Source organism: Okeania sp. SIO2B9 (genome assembly GCF_010672505.1).
Classification (GTDB): domain Bacteria; phylum Cyanobacteriota; class Cyanobacteriia; order Cyanobacteriales; family Microcoleaceae; genus Okeania; species Okeania hirsuta.
The window spans coordinates 1-6,856 of the sequence record NZ_JAAHGK010000273.1 but is presented as its reverse complement, the minus strand read 5'-3'; the positions used below and the strand labels follow the sequence as shown (position 1 = coordinate 6,856).

Annotated in this window: 8 protein-coding genes; 5 read left to right on the top strand and 3 right to left on the bottom strand. The window is 34.0% G+C overall.

From position 1 onward, the window contains the following. Nucleotides 1-664 precede the first annotated feature (664 nt). From F6K13_RS11915 to F6K13_RS11905, 3 genes are all read right to left on the bottom strand, one after another. Entirely contained in the window at nt 665-1,549 is an 885-nt protein-coding gene (locus tag F6K13_RS11915) for an adenylate/guanylate cyclase domain-containing protein (RefSeq protein ID WP_124146603.1), read from the bottom strand. After that, nucleotides 1,546-1,731: a hypothetical protein gene (locus tag F6K13_RS11910; protein ID WP_124146604.1), complete on the bottom strand. Its 186-nt coding sequence runs from the start codon at nt 1,729-1,731 to the stop codon at nt 1,546-1,548. Before F6K13_RS11910 ends, F6K13_RS11915 begins: the two co-directional genes overlap by 4 nt. A 93-nt stretch (nt 1,732-1,824) precedes the next feature. Then, a complete protein-coding gene (locus tag F6K13_RS11905) occupies nt 1,825-2,121 on the bottom strand; it encodes a hypothetical protein (RefSeq protein ID WP_240039124.1) in 297 nt (98 codons plus the stop codon). 337 nt (nt 2,122-2,458) lie between these two features. Between F6K13_RS11905 and F6K13_RS11900 the strand changes: the two genes are divergently transcribed. The 5 genes from F6K13_RS11900 to F6K13_RS11880 all read left to right on the top strand — a co-directional run. Next, nucleotides 2,459-2,680: a hypothetical protein gene (locus F6K13_RS11900; RefSeq protein WP_124146605.1), complete on the top strand. Its 222-nt coding sequence runs from the start codon at nt 2,459-2,461 to the stop codon at nt 2,678-2,680. 343 nt (nt 2,681-3,023) lie between these two features. Then, nucleotides 3,024-3,998, top strand: coding sequence for a pentapeptide repeat-containing protein (locus F6K13_RS11895; protein ID WP_161564657.1), 975 nt, complete (start codon nt 3,024-3,026; stop codon nt 3,996-3,998). Nucleotides 3,999-4,316: 318 nt separating this feature from the next. After that, nucleotides 4,317-4,955, top strand: a complete 639-nt coding sequence (locus F6K13_RS11890; RefSeq protein ID WP_124146607.1) for a hypothetical protein — start codon at nt 4,317-4,319, stop codon at nt 4,953-4,955. Nucleotides 4,956-5,462: 507 nt separating this feature from the next. Further along, a complete protein-coding gene (locus F6K13_RS11885) occupies nt 5,463-5,861 on the top strand; it encodes a response regulator (protein WP_124146608.1) in 399 nt (132 codons plus the stop codon). A gap of 653 nt (nt 5,862-6,514) precedes the next feature. Continuing rightward, nucleotides 6,515-6,856, top strand: a 342-nt coding sequence (locus F6K13_RS11880) for an ATP-binding cassette domain-containing protein (RefSeq protein WP_287287451.1), incomplete at its 3' end; no start/stop codon positions are given.

Sequence of the window (6,856 nt, the reverse complement as noted above, 5' to 3'; positions counted from 1 at the left end):
GAGAGTGGCCGACCATGCTCCTTTGCTAAAAACTCCTACCTTTGTCAAGATATCAAATGGGTGCATCTCATATTTGCAAAAATACTTTTTTCCTATATATTCCCTATTCCCTATTCCCTGTTGCCTGTTGCCTTTCGGAGCTGTTGCCTAAAAGCGATAAATTTTTGGCTTTATTCTTGCATTGAGATGCACCCTACCAAATGACTTATATAAATGAATTTATCTTGGTTTTTGCTCTGGCTATTTTTATTATACTTTCAATACTCAGCACTCTACTTTCTTCTAGACTATTATCTATTTAGCTTTAATATCAAGTCACTTTAAATTTATATTTATATAGTAATCAGGAATAATTTTGATAGGTATTTAAGAACAATTAATATCAATCAAAATCCTGATTATATTCTAACTATTGACTCCTGACTCCTAATAAATAACCTAGTTATTTGTAGCAAATACTTATCAAATTAGCATAATACTTCAAAAATTAATTATCAGCTTTTTTTTATTTCTTCTATCTTGCCTTAGTGTGGCACAAAATTTAACTAGCTATTAGCTATTAGCTAGCCTCCTAGGTCGGAACTACGGACTTCAGCTATCAGCCTCAAAATCTGCGCATATAATTAGGTATCTGTTTGCGGAGCATTCCGGACCGAAACGCTTTTTAAGACTCCGATTTTTGACAACGTTCTAAATAAATTCGAGCTACTCGATCATTAGGGTTTTGATTCAGACAATCTTGAAATAGTTGAGCAGCTTGACTAAGTTTTTCTTGATAATAAAAAATAATGGCTTTTTCAAACAGATGTTTGGTGATTTTCTTACCCTCTAAGCATTCAGGTGGTTCGGTATCAAAAACTTCAAATACCGTCACCATTTTTGCTTTTCCTTTTACCTTGACTCTGTCAATTAATCTAATAGAATATTTTCCCGGATTTTCTAATGATATAAAAGTATAATTACTTATTAATAAAGACACATCATATTGTTTGGTTAATTGTTCTAAACGAGATGCTAAGTTTACCGTATCGCCAACAACTGTACCATCTATTCTTTGAGAACCTCCTACTGTACCTAAAATCAAATCTCCTGTATTAATTCCAATGCCAATTTTTAATGGTAGTCTTTCTGGTCTTTGTCGAGTTTTATTATATTCATGCAGTCGTTTTAACATCGAAATAGCTGCATGAACAGCATCATCCACTTTGCCTCCAAATAGTGCCATTATTGCATCACCAATATATTTATCAATAAAGCCTTGATTTTCAATTATTACCGGTTCCATTCTGGAGAGATACCCATTGATAAATTTAAAACTCTCTTCTGGAGTCATGGTTTCTAAAATTGTGGTAAAGTTGCGAATATCAGCAAATAAAACTGACATTTTATGCTCTACACTATCTCCTAATTTGACATCTGTAATATTTTGATACCCCATCAAAGATAAAAATTGATGAGGTACAAATTTAGTTGTAGCAGCAGTTAATTTTAATTCGGCTTCTAAAGCTTTTTTTAAATCAAGATTAACTTGAAGTAGTTCCTGATTCATTCGATTTTACGTTTACAGAGAAAATACAGCAACATTGTTGGTATAGAAAAATAGGCGTTCGCAGTTAGTAAATCGCTCAGAAGGTGGAGCCATACTAATGAAGTTTGCCATAAATAACAACTACCGTGAGGCATATATTGAGTTGGAGAAAAAACTGTTTTTAATAGTTCCCATATTTTCATTTTTACGATCTTAATTATGATTACTATGGAGGAGTAATTTCAGTTATCAGTTATCAGTTATCAGTACCTCATAAAAGAGCGTAAGTCTGCAAATTACTTTTCTAGAAACAGTAGATAACTAACCGGAGCTTGAGTCAACAATGTTTGACCATCCACTACCACATCGGCGCGGGCAGTACAGTTTGTCCAATCTTTAGTTACCGTCACATCAAACAACTTGGTTAATACCTCGGAGGTTTTGCGGATAATCTCTTCTGCTTTAACCTCCACCTTTTTCGACTCTGGTGGGAGTTGTTCTCTCTCCTCATCTTTGGGGTGATAGGTTCGAGAAATACCGGAAAGTAAAGCGGGTTTCTGTAAAGCTTTTTGAGCTTCTGCTAGTTCCTGCACTGACCGACTTTTGATTCCTTTTTCGGCGTTGGTAATTGGTAAAATGATTTTTTACTAGGGGTGAGACCCATCACTTACTTTGGTAAAATATATTAGAGGTATCAGAAACAGACTACTCTTAAAGTTTCATCTCTTGATTGACCAACGCCCCTTTTTCAATCGCAATAATTTGATTTAATCGTGCCATCTGAGTCCTTATGTTTTGTAATACTTGTATTATACTGTAATTTATGACAACTGTCTACCAGAATTTATTGCCAGATTTTTCTCTTTTCCTCCTTCCTTTCTTCCTTCTTCTTATAAGCTAAAATAAATTTTGTAGAGTTTAAGTAAAACAATGAGTTTAGAAAAAGATTTATTGAAGCAATATTTAAAACCTATGAAAGAAAAAGATTTATTTAAAAGTTTGAAAAAAACTGCAAAACAAGCTTCTAAGACGAATATTTCCATGGTCAAAAACTCAGATGACTTTCGTTTAAATAAAAAAGCAGAAAAGAAGATAATTTCCTCTAATTTAAAGTCATCAAACTGGTTGCGTTCTCTAATAGTTAGAAAATAATTTTACTTTCTTTAAGCTCCACAGCGACTGCTAATTTTTCTTAAATTTCAGTCTATTAAAGTAGGTAAGAGAACAGGGAAAAGGGAACAGGGAACAGGGATAAATTGATCGGATAAAACATTTTTACCCTTGGCTAATTAATGAGATTTGATATGACAAACTGAGTAAGTATTCCGCAGGAAATGTTTACCAAACTGATATGAATAAATCATTTTCCATGACCGTATTTGACATATACAAAGAAAGCTTAAAACTCAGGCAACACCAAATTTTTCCCTCCTCCCTATTCCTTGCTCTCTACCTTTTCCTTCTTTCCTCTTCCTTTCCTTCTTTCTTCTCGATCATGAGCAAAAATCCTCATCAAATTTCTTTCAATGCTGGTTTTGTAAATAAATTAACATTAGACAATGAAGATGTTGAACAATTGCTGTTAGCCAATAACATCGCTACATTATATGCAGCAATAAAAGGGCAAAAAATTAGCTTAGATTTAATAATTAAGGCATTAAAAGATAATTCACCAGAAATACAATGGAGAGCTTATACTATTTTGCAGGAAATAGAAGAACCTCAAGTTATACAGGCATTATCAGAATATCAATGGGAAGCAGCTAGACTTTTAGAATTATATGTAAATGGTAATAGAAAATTTATTAGGGCTAATTTCTGTAATGCTGAATTAACAGATGTTGATTTGAGTCGGATTAATTTAAGTTCAGCTAACCTCAAAAATTCTAACTTAAGAAATACAAATTTCAGTCATGCTAATTTGCAAAATGCTAATCTAACAGAAGCTTATTTAAGCTGTTGTAATTTCAGTCATGCTTGTTTAAAAGGGGTTGATTTTACTCATGCTTTTATGTGGGGATCTAATCTCAGTAATGTTGACTTAAATGGAATGTATTTAGTAAATATAAATTTCAGTCATGTTAATTTACAAAATACCAACTTAAGTCAAGCCAATTTAAGTTATGGTAACTTGAAAAGTGCTGATTGTTGTGATGCAAATTTGAAGAATATTATTCTCAAAAATGCTAATCTAAGTAACATTAATTTGAACAGGGTAAATTTACAGGAAGCTAACCTAATAAATACTAATTTAAGTGGGGCTAATCTTCAAGAAGCTGACCTGAAAAACGCTAATTTGAAATATGCAGAATTATGGGATGCTAATTTGAGTAGAGCTAATTTTTTTGGTGCTGACCTGAGTAATGCTAATCTAGAATCTGCAAATCTTCAGGATGCTAATTTAGAAAATAGTAACCTTGAGAATACTAATCTGGAAAATGCTAATTTAGAAGGCTGTAAATTACCGTAGATGGGAGATGGGGAGTAGAGGAGATGGGAAAAAAAGACACCTAGTGCCGCTACGCGGAAGTTAAAAGTCATGCATCTAAAAGTCAGTCATTTTTGATTTGTAATTGTTTTAGGATTTTGTAACTGGTCAGTTATTTCCGCCATCCTGCACTAGAAACAAAAATCTATTGCGCAGTTTTAGATGTGTCAGTCCACTACTATTTGATTTACTGACTCCTGACTCCTGACTCCTGACTCCTGACTCCTAGTTCCTCCGTGTATTTGTTGTCATATAATGACTACGATTAATATTTTTCCACATGACACGGAGATTTAAGTCTTGGGTATAGAACTGCGCAGCTATGTATATATAGATAATTTGCAACCTCAACACGCCGCTTATATCGGTACAGTGGCCCTTGGCTTCTTGCCCCTACCTGGGGATACCTCTCTGTGGGTGGAGATTTCACCAGGTATTGAAATTAATCGGATTACTGATGTGGCCCTCAAGTCTAATTCTGTTCGGCCTGGGGTACAGTTTGTGGAACGACTTTATGGTTTGCTAGAAATTCATTCCAGTCGTCAGGGAGATACGAAAGCTGCTGGAAAGGCTATTTTACAAGCTCTGGGGGTGGCGGAACGCGATCGCCTCAAACCTCGTATTGTCTCTAGTCAGGTGATCCGGAATATTGATTCCCACCAAGCACAATTAATTAATCGTAACCGTCGAGGCCAAATGCTTTTGGGTGGACAAACTCTCTATGTATTGGAGGTGCAACCTGCTGCTTATGCCGCTTTAGCTGCTAATGAAGCGGAGAAAGCTGCTCTCATTAATATTTTACAAATTCAAGCTGTGGGTAGTTTTGGACGGCTTTATTTGGGCGGAGAAGAACGGGATATTTTGGCAGGTTCTCGAGCAGCTTTAGAGGCCATGCAAAATGTTTCTGGTCGGGAACATTCTGAGAAAGCTCAAGAATAAAAGAAGGAAGAAGGCATCCCCCCTACCCCCCTTTGAGAGCTATTCCTGATCAGGAACTCCTGAAAATCTTGTGGCGAGAAGGGAGAAGGGAGAAATCGTCAATTTAGCTAGGCAAAACTACTTAACCTATCTAAATAAATGTGCTTTTAAATACATTTTTTCTGAGGGAAAAGCCTTTTGATGCAAGCAACATAATTTGTCTATTTTGTCAAGTTTGATGTTAAGGAAAATGTTCATAAAGCATAGCTTTGAAAGGGGGGACCGAATTTGGAAAAATCTGGCGTTATCTGACCGTATAAAATCTAGTTTTATGTATAAAAAAACATTTAGTGACTCTCTCTAGTCAAGTGTTTCTCGGAGTCATCAGGTAAACTTGTTGTTCTTCTTTCTGTGCCCTACAAATATGAGAGTTGCTATATGATAATTATGCATGAGTACTTAAAAATTTGTACATAACCAATTTTGTTAAAACTTGTTCCTTAGATAGAAATTGCTATAAATTTAACAATGTCAGAAAAACTTAAATTAATGGTTGTTGATGATGAACCTAATAATTTGGATTTAATATATCGGACTTTTAGAGGTGAATTTAAAGTTATTAGGGCAGAAAATGCTAGTTTAGCGATGGAAATTCTCGAAACTGAAGGGGAAATGGCTATTATTATTTCTGACCAAAGTATGCCAGATATGACAGGTATTCAATTTCTTAGAAAAACAAAAGATAGCTTTCCTGATACTATTCGTGTTTTGTTAAGTGGTTATGCTGAAGAACAAATAAATTGTGATGTTAATGACATAAAGCAGGCTGATATTTTTAAATGTATAGCTAAACCTTGTGCCATTCCAGAACTGAAAGTTGTCATTCAAGAATCTGTGGAATTATATAAGGCGAAGAAGGGTTTTTAACTAAGTCAGAAGTCAGAAGTCAGAAGTTAGAAGTTATTTTTGTAACGGAGATGGATGAGCAAAACTCCAAAAATATTTCGCCAATCAAGGTGGGGGTTGCGCGACCAAATTATTTTGATAACTAAGAAAGAATAAAATACTTGAAGTTTGTCAAAAGAATATAGCAATTATATTCTGATTGTCTAGAAGATATAATAGTTTTGAATTTTGTTAAAAGTAGAAAATAATATAATTTTTGACAATAGGAAATTAGCCATGAAAGTTGTTAATATTTCAAGAAATTGTTGATTATTGCCAATTAGGTAAGTTATATATATTTTGTTTTTCTAGTTTTGATGATTAACTTATTTTTAATTCAATTGATATAGATTTTAAAAGAGGAATAAGAAACGAAAAAACAGGTAATTAAAATATTCTCAAAATACTGATAACTGAATTGATGTATAAAATATAATTAAAAATTGTTAAGCTTAAGCATTATCTATAGCAGTGGAAGGAAAGGTTAGGACATATAAAAAGCTTAAAACTCAGATAACGCAAGATTTTTCCTTCCTCCTTACTTCCCTCTTCCTTCTGCTATAAGAACCAATATTAATGATTTGGCCATGAAAAACATAACTTGCTCTTAACCTAAACTTGGAGACTAATTATAAATGCTGAGATTAGAACATATAAGTAAAATTTATCCTACAGGTGTTGTTCTTAAAGATGTTAACTGGGAAGTTAAACCAGGCGATCGCATTGGGTTAGTGGGTGTAAATGGGGCAGGAAAATCTACTCAATTAAAAATTATTACTGGAGAAATAGAACCTTCTTCTGGAGAAATTATTCGTCCTGCTAGTTTAGAAATTGCCTACTTAAATCAAGAGTTTGAAGTAGACCCTAACCGTACTGTGAGAGAAGAATTTTGGAGGGTATTTAAGGAGGCAAATGAAATCCATGAATCTCTAGAAAAAGTACAGCGAGAAATGGAAACTTCTGGACTAGAAGTTTCC